The 22,369-nt window shown below is 54.8% G+C and carries 15 protein-coding genes; 7 read left to right on the forward strand and 8 right to left on the reverse strand.

Annotated features, from left to right (window positions below; all coding sequences use genetic code 11):
- The first annotated feature begins 253 nt into the window (after nucleotides 1–253).
- The 3 genes from EKD03_RS10305 (at nucleotide 254) to EKD03_RS10315 (ending at nucleotide 4,785) form a co-directional block, all read left to right on the forward strand.
- Nucleotides 254–1,426, forward strand: a complete 1,173-nt coding sequence (locus tag EKD03_RS10305) for a DNA double-strand break repair nuclease NurA (RefSeq protein WP_129630253.1) — start codon at nucleotides 254–256, stop codon at nucleotides 1,424–1,426.
- Nucleotides 1,427–1,542: 116 nt separating this feature from the next.
- Nucleotides 1,543–3,189 carry an ATP-binding protein gene (locus EKD03_RS10310; protein ID WP_161569233.1) on the forward strand — a complete coding sequence of 549 codons (1,647 nt, stop codon included), beginning with the start codon at nucleotides 1,543–1,545 and terminating at the stop codon, nucleotides 3,187–3,189.
- 213 nt (nucleotides 3,190–3,402) lie between these two features.
- Nucleotides 3,403–4,785, forward strand: a complete 1,383-nt coding sequence (locus tag EKD03_RS10315) for a hypothetical protein (protein WP_129630257.1) — start codon at nucleotides 3,403–3,405, stop codon at nucleotides 4,783–4,785.
- Between the two features lie 5 nt (nucleotides 4,786–4,790).
- On the opposite strand, the gene EKD03_RS10320 is transcribed toward EKD03_RS10315, so the two are convergent.
- The 4 genes from EKD03_RS10320 to EKD03_RS19080 are packed head-to-tail and all read right to left on the reverse strand — an operon-like array spanning nucleotide 4,791 to nucleotide 10,854.
- A complete protein-coding gene (locus tag EKD03_RS10320; RefSeq protein ID WP_129630259.1) occupies nucleotides 4,791–6,959 on the reverse strand; it encodes a helix-turn-helix domain-containing protein in 2,169 nt (722 codons plus the stop codon).
- A 2-nt stretch (nucleotides 6,960–6,961) separates the two neighbouring features.
- Nucleotides 6,962–8,017, reverse strand: coding sequence for a TniB family NTP-binding protein (locus EKD03_RS10325; protein ID WP_129630261.1), 1,056 nt, complete (start codon nucleotides 8,015–8,017; stop codon nucleotides 6,962–6,964).
- Nucleotides 8,014–10,173 carry a Mu transposase C-terminal domain-containing protein gene (locus tag EKD03_RS10330; protein WP_161569234.1) on the reverse strand — a complete coding sequence of 720 codons (2,160 nt, stop codon included), beginning with the start codon at nucleotides 10,171–10,173 and terminating at the stop codon, nucleotides 8,014–8,016. The genes EKD03_RS10325 and EKD03_RS10330 overlap by 4 nt, the downstream gene beginning before the upstream one ends.
- A gap of 9 nt (nucleotides 10,174–10,182) precedes the next feature.
- Nucleotides 10,183–10,854, reverse strand: coding sequence for a TnsA endonuclease N-terminal domain-containing protein (locus tag EKD03_RS19080; protein ID WP_153188293.1), 672 nt, complete (start codon nucleotides 10,852–10,854; stop codon nucleotides 10,183–10,185).
- Nucleotides 10,855–11,050: 196 nt separating this feature from the next.
- Here EKD03_RS19080 and EKD03_RS10340 point away from each other — a divergent pair, with 196 nt between their 5' ends.
- The gene (locus EKD03_RS10340; protein WP_161569236.1) at nucleotides 11,051–11,356 is read left to right on the forward strand and encodes a helix-turn-helix domain-containing protein; all 306 of its coding nucleotides are present in this window, start codon (nucleotides 11,051–11,053) and stop codon (nucleotides 11,354–11,356) included.
- A gap of 11 nt (nucleotides 11,357–11,367) precedes the next feature.
- Nucleotides 11,368–11,667, forward strand: a complete 300-nt coding sequence (locus EKD03_RS10345; RefSeq protein ID WP_129630269.1) for a hypothetical protein — start codon at nucleotides 11,368–11,370, stop codon at nucleotides 11,665–11,667.
- A gap of 262 nt (nucleotides 11,668–11,929) precedes the next feature.
- On the opposite strand, the gene EKD03_RS10350 is transcribed toward EKD03_RS10345, so the two are convergent.
- Nucleotides 11,930–15,646, reverse strand: a complete 3,717-nt coding sequence (locus EKD03_RS10350) for an N-6 DNA methylase (RefSeq protein WP_129630271.1) — start codon at nucleotides 15,644–15,646, stop codon at nucleotides 11,930–11,932.
- A gap of 266 nt (nucleotides 15,647–15,912) precedes the next feature.
- On the opposite strand from EKD03_RS10350, the gene EKD03_RS10355 reads away from it, so the two are divergent.
- The gene (locus tag EKD03_RS10355) at nucleotides 15,913–18,984 is read left to right on the forward strand and encodes a DEAD/DEAH box helicase (protein WP_202976786.1); all 3,072 of its coding nucleotides are present in this window, start codon (nucleotides 15,913–15,915) and stop codon (nucleotides 18,982–18,984) included.
- A gap of 83 nt (nucleotides 18,985–19,067) precedes the next feature.
- A complete protein-coding gene (locus tag EKD03_RS10360) occupies nucleotides 19,068–19,943 on the forward strand; it encodes an SWIM zinc finger family protein (RefSeq protein ID WP_129630273.1) in 876 nt (291 codons plus the stop codon).
- Here EKD03_RS10360 and EKD03_RS10365 read toward each other — a convergent pair.
- The 3 genes from EKD03_RS10365 to EKD03_RS10375 all read right to left on the reverse strand — a co-directional run bounded on the left by EKD03_RS10365 (nucleotide 19,927) and on the right by EKD03_RS10375 (nucleotide 22,068).
- The gene (locus tag EKD03_RS10365) at nucleotides 19,927–21,114 is read right to left on the reverse strand and encodes a DUF3095 domain-containing protein (RefSeq protein ID WP_129630275.1); all 1,188 of its coding nucleotides are present in this window, start codon (nucleotides 21,112–21,114) and stop codon (nucleotides 19,927–19,929) included. The two genes, EKD03_RS10360 and EKD03_RS10365, sit on opposite strands and share 17 nt — an antisense overlap.
- Nucleotides 21,115–21,196: 82 nt before the next feature.
- The gene (locus EKD03_RS10370) at nucleotides 21,197–21,430 is read right to left on the reverse strand and encodes a hypothetical protein (RefSeq protein WP_129630277.1); all 234 of its coding nucleotides are present in this window, start codon (nucleotides 21,428–21,430) and stop codon (nucleotides 21,197–21,199) included.
- 137 nt (nucleotides 21,431–21,567) lie between these two features.
- A complete protein-coding gene (locus EKD03_RS10375; protein ID WP_129630279.1) occupies nucleotides 21,568–22,068 on the reverse strand; it encodes a DUF6036 family nucleotidyltransferase in 501 nt (166 codons plus the stop codon).
- Between the last annotated feature and the right edge of the window lie 301 nt (nucleotides 22,069–22,369).

Raw genomic sequence — 22,369 nt, forward strand, 5'->3', positions numbered from 1 at the left:
TCAGTTCGTGTAAAATCTTACAGTATGTGTATAGACGAAATGAGCGTCGGTATCACACCAAACGAATTGCTATACTAGATGAGACGAGCCAATCGCCCCGGCACTACCGAAGCAATCAGGAAATCTCATTGACTAGGCTCCATTCTTTCCTAGCTATTGCGATGACGTGTATCCATAGATTGCGGCGTGTGGAATATGATGATGTCACGCAGTCGCCGAATCTCACCACTATTCTACCTTTTGGAGTGTCACTATGACTATAACATTCCTCGACTCATCAAACCAGTGGATTGATCATCTTGTTGAACTATGTACACCGGTTCCTGCTCAGACCACACAGGGTCTTTTGATTACGCCACCTCTCGTAGACCTTAAAGCCTCTGTGTCTGATGATCTTGCCGAGGATGTTCCTATCTTCCCCGATACACCTGCTACTCCAATAGGTGAGACGTATCGGCAGATTCCTATTGAGGCATTCGTCTTCACCCCTCCTACTCGTGTTGTCAGGGGATTGATGGTAGCAGTAGATAGTGGTGTTATTACTCTAGGCAACCTTGTCGGTGGCGGTGTGGCCTTTGCTATACGCGGTTCAGCGGTTTGCTTTGCGGATAAGAATCTGTTGATTCTTCGCTATAAAACTGGCCCGTTGCTCATCACCCAGAAGAACATTTTATCAGTATTTCGCTACATCGGAACTCGACTTGGTAATCCTGACCTCTATGTGAAAGAGGAGAACAACCAACTTATTCCTCAGCCATCCGTCATTGAAAGCACCAATCAGATCACAGACCGATGCCGTAACTTTATCGAGCGCATGATCCAGGAAGAAGCTCTAGGTATTCTCGCCGGGAATGGTGGAGGAACACTACTCGTTGATGGTGCGCTAACTGTAAGCTACGATACGCCGAAGATCTATCTTGAGATGATGCTGCGAACTGCAAGCAGACGTTCGATTGGTGTGTGTGCTATCAGCAAGCGCTCTCGTATTTCAATTGGCGGCGTCCCAGTTGATTCACTTTTTGACGCCTATCCTACCTTTGTCGGCTATGCTCCATTGCTTCAGGCTATTGACCTTGAGCGGCAAGCATATTCTGACCTTAAACTTCGATCTGCCAATGACATCACGGAGGCAGAAGAGGTTTATGCTGTTCGCTTTGGTTTTGGGCCACCCGGTCTTACTTTCCGTGTTGATGTCACAGGCAGTCCAGCCGCATCTAAAGTTGATGTATTAAATGATGTATACTTCAATGCACAGATGGTTGGCGGCTATCCAAAGCCGCTTATTGATGCTCACCAGTACAGTTCATTCCTGCCTGGTGAGGCCATGAGTTTACTGGCAGACCTAGTTGCGCGTACTGGTATCCGAACGAAAGAGGAACCTTCAATGGGCATTCTCTTTCAGCCATTTGGCGCTTTTGGAAAGTGAACACACCAATGACTCAGAACGATCCGACAAATACTTCCCATCCCGCTCCTGGACAACCTCCGGCTGGTGGTATTCCTATGGAGAGTCCCCTGGTACCTCAAGGATTCTCGCTACCCGTGATCACCTTTCCTCAACAAGGTGATGGTTCTTCTCTAGCTCCTACGCCACCAACACCACCTCGATCTCCCCTCGCTACAGGTGATGCACTATCCGTAGCTGAATTGGTTGAACTAGCGGCGGGGACTGGCACTCTCTTATACTATCCTGTCGCAGTTCCAGTTACGATTGGCGATGTATTCTACTTACGGGAGCGCCAACAGCCGCAAACAGAGAACGGACTCATCATCCAAGTAATCCGCATTGAGACTGCTGCCTATGCTCAAGTTGACCAGAAGGTACTTTGGCGACTACTCACCTCCGTTCGTGCCCAGGAACTTCATCGTGTGCATCATGAGCCACCAGAAGTCATTGACCAATTTCTTGTGGCAACGATCAAGGTGCGTGCGGCTATTGTCAATGGTGTCTGGACGCCCTTTGGTGGTCAGGCTGTGACACGCAACGTAGACATTTTCCTCATTGACCCACAGCGCCTCACTGACAATATTCTCCGCACAAATCCTCGCGCCAATCTGTTCCTTGGCACTTTCAAGCAGCAACCCGTAACATTTTCGGGACGCGGACTAGATAAGGTGAATCTCATCACTGGAATGAAGGGAAGCGGTAAGAGTCATTTGGCAAAGGCTATTATTGACGGCCAGCGGCAGTGTCGGATGAGTACAGTCGTTATCGACATCAACCAAGAGTACCGAGGCTTACCAAACACAACCGTGTTTCGTGTCGGTGACAATTTGCGTTTCCGCCTAGATCGCGTCGAGCCAGGCACATTTGCCAAGATCATTCGTCACCTAGCTCCCTTCGCCGAACGGACAGACACTGTTGCTATTCCTGCGATCTACCGCTTTTTCCGTGAACGGCTCCGAGCCGGAACTGCCAACCAGCTCGACATTGACTCAATGATTCAGCAGGACACACAGGTCTTCCCAGGCTCAGAGGCATACCTCAAAAACATGCGAGCATCATATCGCCAGTCACTGGAAACGCTCGCTACCTATAACTTGTTCTCTACCGGGAATGAGAATATCGCGGAGGATCAGCGTCTTCGTCAGCCTAATGCTCCCGCTACACTCACCTCAACGTTCTACGAACTTGACCAGTTAGGTCAAGCTGGAGTCGTTGTATTCGAAATTGGCGGTCAGCCACGCGAGGTTCAAGAAGTGGTTGTCGATCTGGTTATCGATGGCCTCAAGGCTCTGTGTCAGCGGCAGTACGATAAGTACCGGAAAGACAAAACAATCGTACCTGTCTATCCGACGGTCATGTTTGAAGAAGCCCATATGTATATGGATGATCAGACTATCAACGACTTGATTCCGGTCATCCGACATTTGGGAATGAATCTCTTCTTTGTCACCAATACACCTGGCGAGCTACCGGACTCAGTCTTCCGCCTTCTCGATAACCTCTTCCTGACTAGGATGGTGAACGAGGATGATATTGGGCATATTGCGGGATGCGGACTGACAGATAAAGATACCATCAAGGATTTCGCGCCACAAATCCCGAAATATCATGCGCTTGCGCTCAGTTCAACAAGCGGGGTGACAAGTAACTTCCCTTTCTTATTCGAGGTCGATCCATTCAAGCATCTGCCGTCATCGGGTGAGACCCGGTCGATGTGGGAGGTACTTGAAGCACAACCGTAACAGGTACAGGTACAACGTTCCTACGATGCTAAATAATACGCACGGCTCTGCCCAAGTGTCGGACAGAGCCGTATATGTGTACCCCGTTTTTCAGATTGCCACCTATACTCCATAGCAACCCACCTAATCTGGTTAAAGGAACTACCGGTGGCATAAATAAGCTGGTAAAATGAGGAAAGACTGTGCCTAGTTGTTGTTTGAGAGGATGCTCCGATGCCCCATCAGTCTGTTACCGACCAAGAGCGTATTATCGCCGCAGCACCGTTTGAGACTTGGTATGGCTCTCTCCAATCTATGTTTTCACAGATGCATCCTACAACACAAGAGACACCACGGCTTGTTACGAATCAAGAGAATAATGATCAGCCAATTCATCGCTGGTATAGTCTAAAAGAGTCATTTGCTGCTTCTCTACCTACATGGGTTCGCACATGGATGCAGAACCAATACAATCATACAGTACAACAGGTATGTGACCCGTTTTTGGGGAGCGGAACCACTGGTGTTGCATTAGGAACACTTCCATCTACATCCGTTATTGGGATTGAGTACAATCCTTTTATTCGGTTTGTAGCGGCGACTAAAGCAAGTGTATCATCTGTATGCACGCAATCTTTGGCAGAACAAATCTATAAACTCACTCATACACTCCCATCGTACCGTACATTTTCTGTCCCAGATCTAACGACGTTACGTAACGAAACCTATAGTCCTCCCGCTAATATTCAATATATTCTTGGTGAAGTACATCGTATTCATAATCTTGTCGTTGATAATTCCATCAAACAAGTATTACTTTTAGGTGTTGCAGCTATAATTAACGATGCTGTTCATCTCCATAAAGATGGATGCGCATTGCGTTACCACCCAAAGCCCATGGATGTACCCCTTAATCAAAAACTCTTGTCTCGATGGCAATACATGCTTAGTGATATTTGTCAGTTTCAGTCTCAGCACGGGCAAACGAATACACCCCTCTTCAATGTATATAGTGGAAGTGCTACTAATTTAAAACAATTACACACACTAAGTACACAGGAAATCGGAATTAACAACAAAATCGCCGATACAAGTATTTTTTCACCGCCCTATCTCAATAGTTTTGATTACTCAGAGGTCTACAAACTAGAGCTTTGGCTCCTTGGGTTTATCGAAACATATGATATGTGGCGTGAACTACGACTTGGCACGCTCCGATCTCATCAAGCGATTGCTTTCCCACCCACAAATCACCTTCGGAGCGATCATCGAATGCAGCACATCGCAGATCAACTTGACCAGATGGTAAAATCTAGCTGCCTTCCTGACAAACAGCGATCAAAGCTCAGCCGCGAACTACTCGGCTACTTTGACGATATGTATCTTGTTCTCTGTGAACAGTGGCGGATACTCAAGGATGGAGGAATACTGGCATATATAGTTGCGAATTCACGTCACTATTTTCTTCCAGTAGCGACGGATGTAATCATTGGTGAGATTGCACGTTGCCTAGGTTTTGAGCCACTTGATCTCGCAGTATTACGGAAACGTAACGGACGGACACGCCAGAAGCTATACTTACGCGAGTCTGTCGCCTTCTTTCGCAAACCGGTGTAAGTCTGTTATAAATCTGTACTTAGCCGTTCCACCTCAGCCCGTGCAAACCACCGCTGTTTCTGATCCATGTCGGATAGCGGGGCAAGCCTACCCTGCTTCGCCCAGCGGTCAAGGGTGGCCTTGCTCACGTTGAGCAAGGCCATCGTCTCCCCAAAGGTGAGCCGCTCGTGCCGCCATTGCGCCAGCGCAGCTTTCTCAAAGCGGTAGGCGTGGCTCCCGTCGATCTCTGGCCCAGTGACGGCCTGGATGCGGCCAGCCCGCGCCCAGCCCTGTACGGTGAGCCGGGTCACGCCCAGGATAGCGGCAGCCTCATCAGAGGTGATATAGCGCACCAGGAAGGCCGCTACGTCCTCCTCCGCATACTGATGTCGCACGTCCTTCAGATCGGTGTCGTCGGTAACAGGGATGAGCAGTCCAGCCCCGTAGAGGCGGCGCAGCGTCGTTGGTTTGCAGCCTAGTCGCTCACAGGTTGCATTGACTGACAGGAAGGCTCCCTGCCCTTGCCGCACGTTGGCAAGGTAGCCTAAGAGGGCTACGTCATCGCACCAGAGGACATTCAGGCTCAAACGGTCAAGCAGCCGGGCCGCTGGGAGCGCACCACTCTTGATGTCAAGGAGAAGCTGCGGAAGGCGGCGGCGAACGCCCGTCGCCGCTCGCTGTACCGCCGGGAAATAGCGTACTCGTCGGCCCTTGTCCAACGGCACCGGGCGTATCGGCACATCGCCCAATAGACACTCCAGACCCTTCTCAACGCGGGCTGGCTCAAAGCGCCAGATTGCCCGCTCGTCAACTAACGGGCCGCTCTCCGCTTCCAGCAAGCCAGCGGCGACCAGCGCGACCACTAACTCCTCGCTCGTCCCGATCCGTTCGGCGGCCTGAGCCAGCGTCAGGTGTGCCTCTCGGTTCTGCCTGAGCAACCGCACACTCTCAGCCTCGATAAGCTGCCAGGGGCGCTGTGACGGGCGCGGCGGTGGTGCGGTGGCCCGAAGCTGCCCCTTTGCGATAAACGCCTGTAGCTGCTCCTCAGAGACGCCTAGTTCACGCGCTGCCTCGCGTTGTGAGAGAACTGGGGGTGCTTGCTCAGGCAGCATCTCGGCACGCATCCCTCGGTAGTATCGAAGCCAGGGGACGACCGCAGGATTGAGGTGCATCTCCTCGCGCATAAAATCCGCCCAACCCTGGTGAAGCCAGCGCCACTGTCTGCCCCCAAACTGTTCCGCCAACGCGGCGAGAAAAGGACGGCTCTCCAGAGAGTCTGTTCTATTAGCGGCAATGCGCTCCAGCGTCGTATACCACGGCTCCGGCCAATGTAACAGTAGCCGCCACATACCGACAAACGCCCCATGCATCTGAGCGACGGTCGCTGGGCGCAACCCTTTTCGGGGTCGCGTCCACTCCATGCCCGATGGTAACAGTTCCCGATGAAAGAGCGGGCTGATCGGGTCGTAGATTGCGAGAAGTTGGAAGCCGTGCCAGAGAAACGCTAGGAACGTCGCTGTTGTCATCGAGCGCAGTGGGTGATCATCGGGCAACGGTAAGGTAGAGGGCGGGAACGGCTCCGGCCAGCCCACAAACGCTGACCAGACAGCCTGAGTTAAGCCGGTACTTGCATCGTGACCGGCAACAGAAATAGTCGGCAGCTCGGATAGCGGCGTGCCACACCCGCGACAACAACCCTTTACTCGATCCAGACGCAATGGGGCCTGGCATACGCCGCACGTATCTACCAGCAAGACCTCGTGGATATGGCAGGTGGTGACGTGACGCATGAGCCATGGTAGCAGTAAGACGCCCTGCTCGGCCCAACAGCGCGGGCATAGCTTTGCCGAACGGAGACTGTGGAAGTAAAAACCCTTCTGATCGCTGTACCAGAATCGCTGCGAGAAGGTCGGCTCACTGTTTTTCTCCGCCTCTGTGTCCGATACGGCGAAAGCTGGGAGGAGCCGATGAATTGTGAGGTTGTAGAGCTGTCCCGTCGAGAGGCCGGTCAATTCCGCAAAAGCTGCATAGAGATGCACCATGCGAAGTGCATCGAGTTGCGTATCGTTTATCGGCGGCACAAGCGACAAATACCAGCGAGGCTCCTCGTAGTAGTTCGCCCGCCGCAGCCGCTCCAGGAGGCTCGACAGGCGCTCCAGGGGGTACGGCTCCAGCCGGTTGATCAGGGTCGGCATGGCTACGACCGGATCACGTCGCGCACGGTCAGCTTACGGGGCTGACGAGTGCGGCCACGCCGCCCGGTGGTGGGATGGCTGGACGGCAAGGACGGCGAAGGCACATCAGAGCGTTTCAACAGCGGTAGTTCGCCCTCAAATGGGTTGGGTATGCCTCGCCGCTCACCCGCCAACCGTTTGCGAAACGCCTGAGCCAACAACACATCATCCAGACTCTCCCGACCTGATAACAAGGCATCCTCAGTCGCTTGCCGGATAAGTGCCATCAGGTACGCGGTGACACCATTGCAGGCAACAAAGCAGCGCCAAGCCCGCTCACGGGTAGCAAGCTGTGACGGCCCACGGAGCGGTAGCAAGGCTTCAAGCTGGGCGAGAAATGTGCGAAACTCCTTGACGGTATCAGGCTGGGACTCATCCCAAGTGAAGGGCGTAAGAATGTGGGGATCAGGAAAGAGCCGAGCAAGCTGCGGGTTGGCATTGACCACCTGTTCTGCCTCGCCACTCAGTCCAACAAGGACGCAAGCCACCTTGGTTTCTTTGATCAGTCGCTTCAGCCAGTTGCTCACGTTGAGAAGGATCTTCTGGCTCTCCTGGTCAACAAAGTGCTGAAGTTCATCAAGAATGAACACCTGCACACCGCAATCTTTAATAAAACCTTTGAGCCGCAGAGTCATGCCGTCAATGGTGCCACTAGCAGCACGAGGATCGCCCAGACTGTCAAGCAGTTCCGTGAGCAGGCTCTTGATCGTTGCTTTCGCCGGAATAGTGGCACACAGAATAGGGATGTTCATGCTCCGCATGCTGATCGTGCGTGGGTATCGCTGCGCGTAAGATGCAAGCAGTGTACTCTTCCCCGCGCCAGTCGGGCCAATCAGCAGGAGGCAAGGCGGCTCGGCAGCGTAGGGCTGGCGTTCGTGACAGCGAGCAATTTCGTCAAGGATGGCGTTCCATCGTGGGTAGATAACACGGATCTGCTCCACATAAGGAAGCCGCTGGCGACCAGGGAGAGCAAGGATCTCCTCGCGGCTCAGAGGTGGGGTCTGGGCGTGGTCGCTCATCGCGTATCTCCAGACGAGGGCGGAAGTTGATAGTCACCGCCCCATCCACTCAGGTCAAGGTCATCCAGATTATCGGTTAGGTTCGCCGGAGGTGGTGTGGGATCAGAAGTTGGATCGGGTGATGGTGCCGTTGACTTCGCCTGCCGTGGCTTGCGGACAGGCTTCGTGGGAGGAGCAGGCGTGGTCTGATCCGGCTGCGGCTCTGGTTGTGGCGCAGGGAGGGCTGGAGCGGGGGCTGGGAGTGTTGGGGGAGCAGCAGGCGCATGAGGTTCCGGCACGCCTACGCCCAGAAAGCGGGCTGCCGTCTTGCGGCCCCGACTCGTGCGGGTTAGCGTGTACTCTTCTGCGACAATCTGCTGGATATGAGCCTTGGCGGCGGCCAGCGCCTCAATGTCTACGTCACGCTTCCCGGCCTGCACGAAGCGATTGATGATTCGGTGCTTCCAGAGCGAGAGTCCCTGTGCATAGCTCTGATCTGCCGCCATGACCGGCAACCAGCGATGATGCAGCGGGTCTGCAACGTAGATGCGGCTGATGTCGGTAGGGTCGTACTTGAAACGCACTTCTGTCCCATCAGGTAGCAGTGAGCGCAGCCGCATCAGGTCAGGGCTGCGGTAGAACAGCCACTCGAACTGAATCCCGGCCCGTTGGATGACACGCTCCTCGGTTCGCATCAGCAGGATGCGCGTCTCCTCAGCACTTGTATGGAGGACGGGGAGGAAGCCCATCTGGATACTCTCGTTCCAGCGTTTGTAGGGGATAGCCTTCTTCCCGGTATGCCAATCCTGAGCGTAGACATCAAGCAGAAAGATGTGGAGGAGCTTCCAGAAGGCAGTCAGGGAGATACAGGCGTGCTGCATCGCCTCATAGTCGCCACGCTCCAACACATTTGAGAACGAGGTGCCAGGAAGTCCGTGGATGAGGCCGGTGTTGTTCGTGCGAAAAAACCGCTCCACGCCACCCTTGAACCAGGGTGTTCGGACAGGCATCTGCTCCAAAATGATTCCAAGCTGGCCGCAGGCAGCGCGAAGGTCGGCATTGACAAAATCCTTACCATTGTCAACCACCAGAGTTTCCATCAGCCCAAACACCGGCCACGGGTGCTGTGTCTCGTAGAGATGCTGCACATCCGGCTTGGGCATGATGCTGTGATAGGTACAGGCTGAGGCAGTAAACGCGCTGGCTGGCTCAAAGCCCACGTAGACACCACAGGGCAAGCCACTATGCACATCCAGCGCGTAGGTGAGCAGTGGACGACCGATAGGCAGCCGATCTTCCTCATCCACCACGAACAGGTCGAGCAGAGTGTTATCCATCTCCACCCGCTCCAATACTCGTGTGGTGGTAGGGCCGTCATCTACCGGGGCATCAGCCTGCTCCTCCAGACGGCTCTTACGTCGACTCAAAATAGCCGCATGACTGGACTTAATACGACGGTATACGGTGGTATTCCCTGGAGTAGTGATGCGGTCGTTGTCTGGGCGAGTGCGATTCTCTTGTGCGATACGGTTGACTACCATCAGGTAGACATCGTTCACACTTCGTTTCATTGGATGCGCAGCACACTCCGCCAGCACGGCGGTCACAATAGCCTCAACTTCTCGATCCAGCCGTGTTTCACCTTTTCGGGCGCGTGCTTCAAGATTTGGGGCAAGTGAGCGAATGTCATGCCCACTCGTAACAAATGACGAGAGCCACCGCCAGATACTAGGGCGGCTTAATGCATGCCCGATAGGGACACGTTTACTTGCCTCCTGTTGCATGTGTTCAGAGAATTGCCCTCGCAGTGCCTCAACGTAGGCATTGATAGCGTGTAAGCTGCGTTCAGCGGACTTCTGGCGAAGCAGTGGCAGAATGATCTGATAGCGCCGCCATGCTTCGGCCTGCACCCGAAGCGGGAGTCCCTGGAAGTCGGTGTAGGTATAATCTGTCCCCAGTGGGTCGTTGGTGTCCTTCCGTGCTAACGGTGGAGGCACAGCAAAGACGAGATCTCCCCTGGCCCAAGCGGTGACCAGATCGTTCACTGCCACGGTGAACATACCCCCGAAGCTCTGATTTTCCACCTGCACCATGCCACCGACGAGGATCTGCGTGACGGCAAATACCTCACCTCGGAGTTTGTAGCGCACACCAATCGTGAAAAGGATGCGGGCCATCATGCCCTCCTATGCCCGGAGTGGGGCACCAATGTGAGTAAGAAGGCTCGTAGAGGTAAGCGGGTGATCGAGATCAGTCTTGAGAACATGCTGAAACAGCAGTGCGTAGAGGCACGGGGCGAGATTCAGCGACGGAGCCACCCCATCAAGGGCAGAGATGAGAGCGTGGAAGGGTATCCCCGCTGGTTCCCTAGTCAGTACTCGGAGACATCGATCAGTGACGGCCTGCGGCACGGCAAGGCGAGCATAGCGCCAGAGCAATTTGAGATTGGCAAGCCGATGGCCGGTGCGGAGATCGGCGTCAGTGATCAGCACGAAGTCACAGCCGTTCGCGTCAGCCCACGCCTGTCCCAACGCCACCTGCTGCTGGGTATGGGGGTGATCTCGCTTCGCGGCGGGTTTGCACTCCACTACGGTACGCCTGGTGGTACGTTCCACAAGAATATCGGGCGTGTACGTGTGGGGCACGCCTTCAGCATCGGTTCCCTTGATGACGAAGGGCTGCATGGTATAGCAGCATACCGTGGTGTCATATTCGAGGAAGTAGAGCAGATCCCGCTCAATGGTAGACTGGTAGGAGACGGGTTGACCGTTCTTTAGGGAGGGAAAAGAGCCGATGATACTCCGGCTCGATGTAGTGACGCGCCTAACTGCCATAGCAAACCTCCCTGTATCTGGCATTGACCAGGCAGGCTCCACGATGTATCATTTCGACACAGGGAAGGAGCCGATAACAGAGCGTGGTTGCGCGATAATGAAGCAGAAAACGCGCTGTTATAGCTCATTATAGAACGAGTGTTTGTGTTCGTCAACCCTGAATTTTGGGCACCAGGATGCGCTAGGAGGCATGCCAATGCCACGACAGAGCGGAGTTGATATGCCATCGAACTTTGCGGAGCGGCACCGGCAGATTGGGGCGATATTGGCACAGGCGCGGCAGCGGGAGCAACGCACCATAACCGAGTGTGCGGAAATCGCCGCGACCACACGCCGTCGCTATACCCTGATCGAGCGAGGTGAGGCCGTCGTCGGGGCAGCGGAACTAGAGGCACTGATGCGCTTTCTCAATGTCCCGGCCCACCACATTTGGCCAGATCTGGCTCTGCCTACGGCACCACGCCAGGTCATTGTCCAGGCTCAGCCCGGTGAGTGTGTACAGTTTGTCGTGCAGGTGCAGGGATAACAGGAGCAACAATGACAACCGAGACACCACCCAGGCGTCGGCAGCCGCGAGCCGTCAATCCAGAAACAGCCAATCCACCCCAACGGCTCACCCGTGAGTTCTCAACTTACGATGCCAGCACAATCACCGATCTGCTCAGTATCCTCATGGCAAACATTGAGGACGGCCTCCTCCAATCTGGAGCAACACCGGGCGTAGATTATACCTTCCGCGATCTCGCGACATGGGCGATGCCGATGGTCTATACCGGATGGAAGAAGAACAACCTAAAATGGATGGCTCCCCCGGAAGACCGCCCGATTGATGATTGAGCAACGACGAGGGGAGACTAGCGGATTCACCGTTCCGTCTCCGCATCACCATTTGTTGAGCAAATGGCAGAACTCACCGAGAATGAGCAGCAGCAAGTCGGACAGTCTCACTTCGTATGGAGATAAGTACGGACAGTCTCAGTTTGTGTGAAATAGTTTGTTCAGTTCGTGTGAAATAAGGCCGATTGGAGCCGCTTCCAGTCTCAGTTCGTGTGAAATCTGACAGTACAAAACGTAGCCACACATAGACGAGGTCGAAGTATTAGCGATGGCGGCGTGCCCACGGAAGCATAGCCGTAATCGCGTCACACATCGGCGGTGTACATTGATACCACGTCATCACCACCGTATCAATTTGCTGCTGGAGCGTTACGCACTGATCCCACTGCGCCTGTGCATCGTGACACACACCTTCAAAGACCGGAAGCCATGTTCCAGCGGTGGCGGGGTCAGGCACGCGGATTGTGCGAGCCACTGCCCACTTTAGCCCTTGGACAGTTGGATCATCAAAAAAACGATTCAACATCGTATGCACCGCAGCATGTGGATGCACGATACTGATTCGGTTGTTCTGGTGCAGCCAAGCAACGCGCCGTGATATTGGCCCAGTGATGGTAATAATACCCTGCTGCTCTAACGCATCCAGAGTGATTGTGCCCCCCCCCACCCGTCGTACATACGCGGTAGGCAGAACCGTGATAGTTTCGGGACTCAGTGTTGGAAACGAATCTGTAGGTATCGCAAAGGGTTGCGCATACCGTACCTCGAATACCCGGCGTGCATCGAGCAAGCTATCAGCAAGACTCGTGAGTTGCGCTTCAGGAAAGGTAGATGGGTCAGGGATAGGGAGACGCTCCAACTCATCCTTACTGATGTGACTATTGGTAGAAAAGAGATTGAGGAGGTAGGCAACAGTCGTGCTGCTCAACAACGCTAACAATGCTTTTCCCCGTGCCTCCGTATGTCCTGGCAGCAGCACCATACGCCACACGACATGGGTAAACGCCACCGGATGTGTGCTATCCCGTGTAAACCATGTTGGGGTAAGCCGTTCACGGGTGTTGAGTCTCGCTGTTTCTCGGAGTACAATGCCCATTTGTGGTGATGAGAGGGTTGCAATCTCCGTGAGGATCGTTGCAGCACGCGATTGATTACCCGTTGCGCCTGTTGTTGGAATAGCCCAATCAGACGGCTCATCAGGAAGAGGGGCAAAGGGGCGTACATTCTCTCCCTTGTAGATCGCTACGGCCCCTCGCTGTCCCCGGCCTGCGCTTCCTCGCCGGAATGGATTTGTATAGGTTGCATTGACATCGCCTTGCCGCACCTCGCACGCAGCTAACAGGGTTCGCATCTGATACGCAAACGTATCACTGATCATGCGAACATACTGCCAAATGTCGTACTGTTCTGGACTCGTTCCAACCAGCCATGCACGATGCCATATATCGTCTTCTGGCACGGCCTCAGTGACGTTATTGGCTGAAACGGTGATCATGTTCGACGGCACATCCGCTAATTGCGCTCCACCTCCTACGGTGATGGTAGTCGGCGCAGGTTGGCGATGGATGCACAGAATACCAACGGCCTGATCCACATCACCAAAGAGAATGTCACCGCGAAAAAACCGTATCACCCGATGGAGGCTGAATGGCGTGGTAGTAGAACGGAGCCGCATGGCTGCGGCGCTTGCGTCACCAATAATCGTCAACGGAACGATGTATGCCATCTGCCCGCCATCTGCAAGATAGTACAGCCCAAGTTGGAGAAACAGTAGGTAGAGGTTGGTGTCGCCAGAGAGCGCACTTGCCCAAAATGGACTCCCACGAAATCGGGTTGCAGCCACATCTTCCTGTTTACTGGTTACATAGGGTGGGTTTGCAATGATATACATGAAGCCTTGCTGATAGTCACCCTGGCGGGCTTTGATCACAAAGGCATCATCAAGCAACTGATCACTCAGCCGTTTAGGAATGGTTAGCGGGCCAAAGGAACCGGGCGACCCTGCAAACAACACTTCTAGCGGGAGATCAAGACTATCGGTATTGAAGATAGCGAACCGTTCAATCGGTTTCGGTTCAATGCCGTGCAGAATGCTGAAATCATCGAGTGCCTGGATGAGCAGATTCATTTCAGCCAAGTAACACGCAAATGGATTTCGTTCCATACCGACAAATGCCGTTGTCAACGCATCAAGATAGCGTTGGGCTAACTCGTGCCGTAATATCGCATTCCCCTCAATACTCTCGATTCCCACGGGGAGACTATTGCGTTGACACAGGGATTCGATGAGTGCAGTGCGATACCGACGTGCGGCACGGAGCAGGAAACTTCCACTGCCACACGCGGGATCGAGGAGATTTCGCCCAATCATGACCCGCCCAGTGTAGCCAAGCGCATCTAACATCGAATCCACTACGGAAGCAGGGGTTAAAAAGTGCCCTTTGCGTTTACGGGCCGTCCGGTCGATGTATCGCTCATAGGTGAACCCAATGACATCGCTCGTGACGTGCTGGAAGGAGTAATGGCAAAGGAAATAGAGCGTTTCCAACAAGAGGAAGTCATCAGGAACAAACCAATCAAATACCGCCTGTTGAAAAAAGTGCAAATAGTAGCGACTCGCTTTTCGCACCAGCAGACTGTAAAAGTTGTCTGTAAGAATACTGACGCCTGCAACTTCCTTAAAGTGTAACTGCACATAGGTTTGCCAGTTCTGAAAGCCGCCGTCACTCGCTAGTCGCGGAGAAATGATACCTTTGTCTTCGAGGACACGTACCAGCAAGAGGCGCACAAATAGGACGTAGGCAACCTGTTCTGCATAGATCGTCGGTGTCTTGTCGGCTTCGTCATTTTGGCGCTCACACCAGAGGTAATACGCATCTGCAATGGTAAACGCAGTGCTTTGGTAGCGGATGGCTCGCATTGCCCCGTTGATACGAACGGCACGATCTTGCCAGGTCATAACCGCAGCGCGACTCGATGCCGTCAATCGCCCACCATAGGCGGTTTCGACAATGCGGGCCAATGCCGCAATGTCGGTAGCATTCAGTGTACCTAAGCGTTCAGTAATGCTTGCTGCAGCATTTTGAATGGGTGCCTGTAACGACGGGTAGGCCATCGTTGTAAGAAACAGGGCGGTTGCTGTTTCCCATTCTGCAATCAACCGCTGTTCTTCTTCCGCTTGGCGAGAGCGCCCAACGAGTGCCTCTTGAATCCGTGCCAGAGCCGCAAGCCGGAGGTGTTCGAGTGATTGACGGCTTCCGGCAATAAATTGCTCCAGTGCTGCATCACCTTCCAATGGGATAGCACGGGCAAGAAAGTGTTTTTCGTCAACGGCAATCGCATCAATCAGTGATGAAAAGCGGGTAAAGCGTTCTTTGCGAAATAAGAGATAAAACACTGAGAGTTGATTGCGTTCCGCCTCGAAAACCGGAGGGAGCAGTGTGGTTCCTGCACCAAACAGATTCGCAACATTGATCGTAGCGATGTGTTCATAGTCAAGCGGATCACTTGAACGAAAGCGAACAGCAATGATTCGACGCATATTGCACCAGACCGCGTACCCTGCGGTGCCACCACTGTAGCGACGCATTTGCGGAAGATCGCCAACAAAGTCATCGTGCGAACTGTTTTTATCTTCCCAAATAAAGGCAATACCAATCGTTCCTTGTACGACATAATCGGGTCGGCTTGCGCCTCCACCTGGAAGGGTACGATTATAGATGACGTCTCCACCTTGGGTGAAACCAAGCCATTCGAGGACGTAGCGTGTAAATTGCACATCAACCACCGCTGCTTCGTCGTTATCACGCTCCGAAGCCGGACGTGCAAGGTAGGTTACGTAGCTTTCAGGAGTAGGGGAATGGGTCATACGAACCTGGACTCGGTCAATGACCTGTGTACGGAATGCATCGAAGATGTCGATGGGAACAATGGGTGTTTGTGCGGGAGGTGGCGTTACCGCAGAATGCGAAGTAGTCATAGACACACTCCTGAAACCGGCTTGCTCAAAGTGACGGGATGGATACTCTGTGATTGATATTCTCACCCAATTGTATCATAATACAACTGCATTCTTGGTAAAATTTCAGAACACATGTTGGTATTTGTCAATCTCAATCCTGCGCTTACTGTCACCTGGGCGCAAATTAGAGTTGGCTCGCGACATGAACCACCCCATCGCAATCATAGCTTGCGATGGAATGGTAGAATGGCCTACACTATCGCCTGTCTACACAAGAGCATGCTATGACGATTATCCTGCATGGGACATGGCTACCGCAGGTGAAGCGCTTGTTCATCTGGGGCGAGGATTCGCAGCTACTGGGGCGTGGTGTTCGGAAGGCGAAGACTCCGATCCACCCCTTCCACGCGGCAATCGCCGATCTCCAGCGCATGATCGTACACCTCGTAGGGCAGGCCGAGTCGGCAGAGCAGATCATCTGGCTGCCGTCGGTCGCGGGGCGCCCTGCACCACTGCGTGAGCTGCGTAACACTGGCATTGAGGCAGCGGAAGGCGACGCCAGCCTAGCCGCATGGCGGGTGCGCGGCCTGATATTCGATACCCAGACAGCAACCGATCTGCTGCTCAAGCTGGAAGAGTCCGATATTCTCGGTAGTGATCTGCTGGCATGGCGGGTGGCGGCGCGCCTCGTAGCCGAGTTGGTTGTCGGCGAACAGTTCCTGCCGACCCTTGAGCGCGATGGTTCGCTTCTGCGAGCGCACTGGAGACCACGCCCGCTGGCGACGACTGCCCGCTCGCTCACACGTCTGGCCAGTTCACTGCCGCCACTCTGCCGCGCCATCGTCACCGACCACGCTCAGGCGATGTCGGCGCATGCCCTTCTCGACGATTTTGTCAGTGTGTGTGTGGATCGGCTCGTTCGTGACCTAGCCCGTGAGCAGGATGCGACGGTGGCCACCATTGGACGCTGGCAGCGCCAGATCGGCGCGGCTGGTGCTGCGTGGCTGGCCGCACTCTTCAGCGACGAGCAGATGGTTCATCTCAAACACCACGAGGCCGATGAACTCTTCCGAGCCTGGCGGATCTGGTATGAGCAGGATCATGCCGCTGGTGACGATCAGTTTCGGATCACCTTTCGGCTGGAGGAACCCAACACCACGCAGCCGAATCAGACGGATTGGACGCTGCGTTTTCTGCTCCAGGCAACCGATGACCCCAGCCTATTGGTGCCGGTTGGTCAGCTCTGGCAGGAACGCGGTGTCATGTTTCAGTACCTTGACCGGCGCTTTGCCCACCCGCAAGAGCGGCTCCTGCGCGGCCTTGGGTTTGCGGCGCGTCTGGTTGGCGCAATCGAGCGCAGCTTACGCACAAAGACCCCCGAATATGCCACGCTTTCAGCCGAAGAAGCCTTCGGGTTTCTGAGTGAAGCGGGGCCACTGCTTGAACAGAGTGGCTTTGGCGTACTCGTTCCGGCGTTCTGGGGCGGAGCACGCCGTCTGCGGGTACGCGCCAACGCCACCAAACGAACATCGAAGCGCGCTGATCACGCAGGCCGTCTGAGCTTCGCCAACATGATTGACTTCAAATGGCAACTCAGCATTGGCGATCAGCAGATTGAACTGGCTGAATTTGAACGCTTGGTGGCGCTCAAACAACCATTGGTGCAGATTCGCGGCGAATGGGTGGCGCTCGACCCAGAACACGCACGGCAGACACTCGCGCTCTTGAAGAAGGGCAGCCGCATGAACCTGGGCGAAGCCCTGCGTCTGGGTCTGACTGGCACCGCACCGCAACTTCCCGCCGGACTGGCGTTCGATGGCTTCGATACTGATGGCGACATCGGTGCCCTCCTCGACGATCTCGGCCGCATCCAGCAACTCACCGAGTTACCCCAGCCGACCAACTTCCATGGCACGTTACGCCCCTATCAGGTGCGCGGGTTCTCCTGGCTTGTGTTTCTGCGCCGCTTTGGACTAGGAGCATGCCTAGCAGACGATATGGGTCTGGGCAAAAGCCCTCAGACGATTGCATTACTGCTGCACGAAAAAGCTCAAATGCCGAGCGGCCCGCCAAGCCTGCTGGTCTGCCCAACCTCGGTGGTAGGCAACTGGGAACGTGAACTCTTGCGCTTCGCGCCGAGCCTGCGTATCCTTGTTCACCAGGGTTCCGACCGTAAACGTGGCACGGAATTATCCCAGAACCTCAGCCAGTGCGACGTGGTTATCACCAGTTTTCCGCTACTGGCACGGGATCGCGACGATTTGACGTTGATCGAATGGCGTCTTGCTATTCTCGATGAGGCCCAAAATATCAAGAATAGCGATACGCGCCAGGCGCAGGCCGCACGCGCCCTACAAGCCGAGGCGCGGATTGCACTGACCGGCACACCGGTCGAGAATCGGTTGACCGAACTGTGGAGCATTATGACCTTTCTCAACCCTGGCTATCTTGGCGGCGAGACCGAATTCCGGCGCACCTTCGCCAAACCAATTGAGATGACGAATGACCAACAGGCGACCGAGACGCTGCGGCGGCTGACAGCTCCCTTCATCCTGCGACGCCTCAAGACCGACAAATCAATTATTAGTGATCTTCCCGACAAGATCGAGATGAAGGTCTATGTGCCGCTCAGCCGTGAGCAGGTTACGCTCTACGAGGCAACCGTGCGCGACGCCCTCGCGCAGATCGAGCAGAGTGCCCTTACGAGTGAGCCAACCAAACGACGCGGTATGGTGCTGTCCATGTTGACGAAACTCAAGCAGATCTGTAATCATCCGGTCAATTTCCTCAAAGATAGATCGCCAATCAATGATCGATCCGGCAAGCTAGAGCGCATGGGCGAGATGGTAGAGGAGTTGCTCACCGTTGGCGACCGTGCCCTCATCTTTACCCAGTTCACCGAGATGGGTGACCTACTTGAGCAATACCTTAGCGAGCGCTTCGCCACCCGGCCACTCTTTCTGCACGGCAGCACGCCACCAAAAGAGCGTGACGCTATGGTACGCCGCTTCCAAGCGCCCAAAGGCCCACCGATCTTCATCCTCTCACTCAAAGCTGGTGGCGTCGGACTGAACCTGACCCACGCCAATCATGTTTTCCACTATGATCGCTGGTGGAATCCGGCAGTCGAGGATCAGGCAACCGACCGCGCCTTTCGGATCGGGCAGCAGCGCAATGTTCAGGTACACAAGTTCTTGTGTGGCGGAACTCTGGAAGAGAAGATTGATGATATGATCGAATCCAAGCGCGGGCTTTCGAGCCTCGTCCTTGGCAGCGGCGAAACATGGCTGACCGAACTAACGACGAATCAACTGCGTGAACTCGTTGCGCTTCGCCGCGACGCCGTCGCCGAATAACGATCTGTGTGACACGGTACGGCTATGCCGGATGAAGATTCCTGCCAGCCGTTCTCACTGAACAGTTGCTGAAAGAGAAAGCGATGCCTCGTAAACGATCAGGTCATTCGGATGATTGGGGCTATGGCTATTACGAATCACGCCCGCGCCTACCAGCCGACGGCATCCGCGCCAAAAACAAGAGCGGTGCGTTTGGCACTTCGTGGTGGGCCAAGCGCTGGATCAGTGTGCTTGAATCATTCAATTTCGGCAGCCGCCTGACACGCGGGCGCACCTATGCGCGCGGCGGGGCGGTGCTGAATATTGATATTACCGTTGGTTGGGTGAACTCGCGGGTGCAGGGTTCTAGACCGACCCCATACACCGTTAAGATCGGCATTCAGCCATTGAGCGACACGCAATGGCAGCAGGCGATTGCGGCGATGTCCGAGCAGGCCATCTTTGCGGCGCAACTGCTGTCTGGCGAGATGCCGCAGGAGATCGAGCAAGCCTTTGAATCCGCCAAGGTCGCATTGTTCCCCATGAAATCGAGTGAACTGAGTACCAGTTGCTCCTGCCCGGACTACGCTAACCCCTGTAAGCATATCGCAGCAGTCTATTATCTCCTTGGCGAACGTTTTGATGAAGATCCATTCTTGATCTTCGAGTTGCGCGGACGGAACAAAGACGCGATTATTACCGCCCTACGCGAACTGCGGGCGGGATCATTACCGACGCAGCCTGAGATTGCCGTTCCTGTTTGCGAACCAGAGCCAGCCCTGGCCGATCTGTTGTCATGTTATGATGATCCCGGTACAGACTTAGCACAGATCAACACTCAAATCGCTGCACCGGACGTCAAAGCAGCAATCCTGAAACGCTACGGCACTGCACCTGCTGGCACGCAAACCCACTTAAGCGCACTCTACCAGACGATCAGCCAGAGGATGCTGGCGCGCTTGTTCACTGATGCGGGGTAAACCTTTTCAAGCGATCCTTCAACTCTATCGCTGCCCGTGAATAACCGCCATCAGCTCCATCAACAAAATGCACCTGACGCCCCATACGCTCAAAGACGAGGCAAGTCATGAGGGCACGGTCGGTGACATGCAGGCCATACACAAGTTGACCCTGTTGGTAGGCATGTTCAAGAAAGGCGCTGAGTTGCTGCCGTTGTTCTGGGCGTCCGGCGATGATCATGCGGAGGGTATCATCATACTTCTTATAGTCGGCAGTACGAAAGACCTGCTCACGGTAATCCTGCCACCAAGGGCGTTTGCCGCGTAGCACCTCACCCATAGTGTAGAGCCGTACCCCCAGATTCAGCCCCCAGATCTGAGCCATGTAGATCCAGCGTGCTATCATACGCGGTGGAGTACGGAACTTCGTCTCACCCAGCAGATCCTGGAGTTTAAAGCTGAGGTGGAGATTGGGTACCGCCAGCGGATGATAATCCTGCTCTTGGCCATAGGCAGCCTCGATCTCGGTGATAACCTGGCGATAGATCGCACTCGCAGCATCAGGGGGCATGCCTGGTACAGCCATGACCAACAGGCTCACCGTCTCCCCGTGTGGGCTAGGGATGTCCTGCCAGCGACACTCCAAACCCGTCATATCAGCCTCACGGAGCGGTGCATCAGCAGGCAACAGGTAGCGCAATGCTGTGGTGGGATCTTTGATCAGCCGTTCGGCTAAAGCAGTGCCACCGCCACTCAAGAGTGCCTGGTCGTAGTGTGGAGAGATACGAAGGCGAGCGACTCCAACCTCGACCCCGTGCGCTCGCACCTCAGCCAGTGGCACAAAACCCACTCGGAGATCAAGCTGCATTTCGCGCTGCACCATCGCCCGTACTCCTGCCAGCGTTGCGCGGGCAACCTCCAGCAGATCGGGCGGGATCAGCAATGTTGCTCCATCACCACCAAAGACAAAGGGGATACTATCAGCCGGAGCGCAGTTGAGCAACGCAACAATCGAAGCTGCCCCAGCCATATTCACCGCCTTGTAGTGGCCCGCGTTGATCGCCTGGGTTGAGTTGCGCACATCACTCAGCGCTACCCACCAATCAGCAGGAGCCGGGTGAAAATTGCTGGGTTTAACGATCTGGCTCAACTCGGTGAGAATCGGCAAGTGGGTATAGAAGGTATCGCTCATCCACCACTTCCACAAACTATTCCAAAGGGCGTATATCTCAGGGCTAAAGCTCCTGGGGTTCACGCCCTCTTTTTCTAAAAACTCACACCATCTCCAAAAAATTGGGCGGCGCAAAGATATTGCGCCGCTTCAACGGCTCCGGCGACTCGTTGAGGCAGAGATCGCGGGTGAAACCGGGGCGTTCGGCCCAGGGCAATGCAAAAAATTGGTTCACCGAGCGATCCGCTGCTGGTCGTCCAAGTGGGTGGTAGTTGATTGAATCTTCCAGCCAACAACTCAACCAATGCAGCGGCAGCCACAAGGATGCGCGGATCATCGGTTTCTGGCTTGGGCATCAGTGCGAAACGTGGTCGTTCCCGTAGCCACGCTTGGACATAGAGACGGAGAAGAAGCGCATCATACCCCAAAAGCGCTACCGCCATCTCACCTAAGTGACTTGATGTGGTCAGCGTACTAGTCATTTCGATCCTCCCAGAGCATATCGAACGCATACTGCGCTTTCAGATGCGTGACATAGGGCTGAACTGCATCCCACAACGCTTCTTTCGAGGGATAGTGTGCGGCGAGATCATTCAACACAACCAGTGCATCAGCCTCATCCTGCTCATCGCGCCACGCCGAAAGCTTCATTGCGAGTAACTGCTCCGCGCTGATCTGATAGACCTTGATCCCTGGTGCATCAATCAACAGCGGGCCGTAGCTCATGTCCTGCATAAAGCCCTTCGCCCCATCATTCAGCCAATCGGCGGGCAACCCCAACTCACGGGCGACAATCGTGGCCCAAGCGCGTGTCTCACGGCGCTCCGGCGGGGTGACGAAAAAGGCATCCACATCCTGGGTCGAAAGACGAGCTTGGTAGCGCAATACTAACGCCGCACCTCCAACCACCACCAGCGTGAGGGTGTGTCCCTGCTCGGCGGCCAGCGCCCCTAGACGTGTCAGCGCCTGAGTCATAGAATTAGCCTCATTCCTCCCGCCCGTTTACGGGCGGGAGGAATGAGGCTTGTGCGGCCTCACTCCTTGGTAGGTGCTTACCACCGCACCGCGTTCAGCGGTGTGGGGCAACCACGTGGGTATGCTATACTGTCCATGTGCGAAGGCACAATTCGGGGCACTGCACCCGTGGACCCGGTTTGCAGCACGTGACCAACTGAACCTTGCTGGTTCTGTCGAGGAATCCTTCGGCAGGTAAAACGTTCAGGGTCAGATGCCCGTGCATCTCCCATCGCTGTCGGGTTCGCCCGACAGGGCACCC

Origin of the sequence: Candidatus Oscillochloris fontis, assembly GCF_004138135.1 — a bacterium.
Lineage (GTDB): Bacteria > Chloroflexota > Chloroflexia > Chloroflexales > Chloroflexaceae > Oscillochloris > Oscillochloris fontis.